The sequence below is a fragment of the Coriobacteriia bacterium genome (assembly GCA_034370385.1).
Lineage (GTDB): Bacteria > Actinomycetota > Coriobacteriia > Anaerosomatales > PHET01 > JAXMKZ01.
The window spans coordinates 1-1,789 of sequence record JAXMKZ010000028.1 but is presented as its reverse complement, the minus strand read 5'-3'; the positions used below and the strand labels follow the sequence as shown (position 1 = coordinate 1,789).

The 1,789-nt window shown below is 61.9% G+C and carries 2 protein-coding genes; one reads left to right on the top strand and one right to left on the bottom strand.

Annotated elements, in window-relative coordinates; all coding sequences use genetic code 11:
- Positions 1–434 precede the first annotated feature (434 nt).
- Positions 435–971, top strand: coding sequence for a HEPN domain-containing protein (locus U1E26_06130; GenBank protein ID MDZ4169217.1), 537 nt, complete (start codon positions 435–437; stop codon positions 969–971).
- A gap of 139 nt (positions 972–1,110) precedes the next feature.
- Here U1E26_06130 and U1E26_06125 read toward each other — a convergent pair whose 3' ends face one another.
- A complete protein-coding gene (locus U1E26_06125; protein ID MDZ4169216.1) occupies positions 1,111–1,539 on the bottom strand; it encodes an SRPBCC domain-containing protein in 429 nt (142 codons plus the stop codon).
- Positions 1,540–1,789 lie beyond the last annotated feature (250 nt).

Below are 1,789 nucleotides of genomic sequence, written 5' to 3'. Positions count from 1 at the left end.
TCGCGAAAGTTGACCTGAAGCCGAACACCTCGTCACACTTATGCACAAGCGCGTCGCTTCGCTCCGACCCGTTCGGCTTCAGCCGTTACGGTGTTCGACTTGGAGTGGAATAGGTGTGCGACTTCGGCGTAATCCGCAGTGCGACGTGACGGGTCCCTGTTCCTTGTAGCGATTTGGGCCCGGGTCGATAGCGTGAGAAGGGGATTCGGCTGCGGCTTCTCGCCAAATGCCCAAGGCACGAGTCGACCGGCACGACCCCGGATCGTGGGGTCGCGGGTTGGCGACTCGACGCACTCCCGCGCATCGAGCCGCACGGCTGACGCAGGACTCGGTCGCGCACCTAACAAGCGCTTCCAGCCGACTTCGCAAGTCCTCGGCTACCATGTCAGTCAGTGGGCGCGGCTGAAGCGCCCAACGTTAGAACGAGGGGGAACATGTCCAAGGCTAGCGATGCCTTCCAGAGTTCGATCGGTGACGCCAAGGCGCTTCTCGCCTACTTCGATGGATTGCCGAAATCATCCCCGGCCGATGGAGAGGTCCTGAAGCGCGCCGGCCTCATCATGGCTCTGACGGCCTGGGAGACCTACGTCGAGGATCGGATTCTTGAGGAAGTGACCACGCGGTTGAAGGTCATCGAGGGCAGCTACGCTGGCAAGTTCGTTCACGCACGCCTGCATGAGGAACTGCGCCGACTGCACAATCCGACGTCTGACAAGGTGCGTCGTCTCTACCTTGAGTATCTTGAGTACGACGTCACGGCGACGTGGGAGTGGGCGAACTACAAGTCTGCTGACGCGAAGAAGACTCTCGACAAGCTCATCTCGACGCGGGGCGATGTCGTCCATCGCTCGAACCCACCCGCGTCTGGTGGCCCTCCTGCAGCCCACCCCGTGAAGCGAGATGACCTCGACAAGGCAATCCGTTTCCTTGGGGGCTTGGTTGAAGCAACTGAACGTGGTCTCGCCAGCTAGACTTCGGCCCCGTTCTAACCGGGGCATCAACCTGACGGCCAGAAGCGTCACGGTTGACACCGCAAGCGCTCAGGCCGCAGGTTATGCCCAAAGACGTTAGGCGCACTGAGGGACACCCATTGGCTCGGACCAGAGAGTGCTACTCCCGTTCGGCGCGAGCCTTCAGACCGTTGGCGAACTGCTCGAACGAGGGCTGCAGATCGGGCATCGAGCGCCACATCGCGCCTGTCAGGGGGCCGTGGTACTCCTCCCTCATGTGGAAGGTCGATCTGCCGTCCTCTGTCGGCGTGAGCGTGAACGTGCGCTCGCCAACGAAGAGCCCCAGCGGCATGCCCCCGGTCCACTTCATCTTCGTGGGGGCGTCGAAATCGGTCACTTTGACTGGGAACGCACGCCCGGGGTTCACTGCAGCGTGCACGGTGATCGTCTCGCCGTCACCGATGTGTCCGTCAACGCTGACCACACCAGAGTCCCACGTCGGATAGGCCTCAGCGTCGACGAGGACGTCCCAGATCTGCTGCGGAGTGGCGGAGATTGTGGCGCTGGCTTCGAAGGCGTGCTCGCTCATGTTGTCTCCTCGTTCGAGTCGTACCCGATCGGCACTGACTACATTCCCCGGAACACGCGTCTCCGACGCGTAGCTCAACTCGCCCCACTTCATTGCCAAGGGCACTGAGCGGCGCCTGACTTCAAGTTTGAATCGCAACACTGAGCCTTTCTGAGGGCCTTCCTACGATTGTGCATAGCATTCCTCCGGGGTCCGGTATCCGAGCCGCTTCCGCGGCCGTGAGTTGAGCTTGGCGGCGATGGCATCGCAG

Bases quoted from the DNA above. Each gene is read 5' to 3' on its own strand.
- U1E26_06125 (MDZ4169216.1), bottom strand. From the start codon at position 1,539: ATGAGCGAGCACGCCTTCGAAGCCAGCGCCACAATCTCCGCCACTCCG.
- U1E26_06130 (MDZ4169217.1), top strand. From the start codon at position 435: ATGTCCAAGGCTAGCGATGCCTTCCAGAGTTCGATCGGTGACGCCAAG.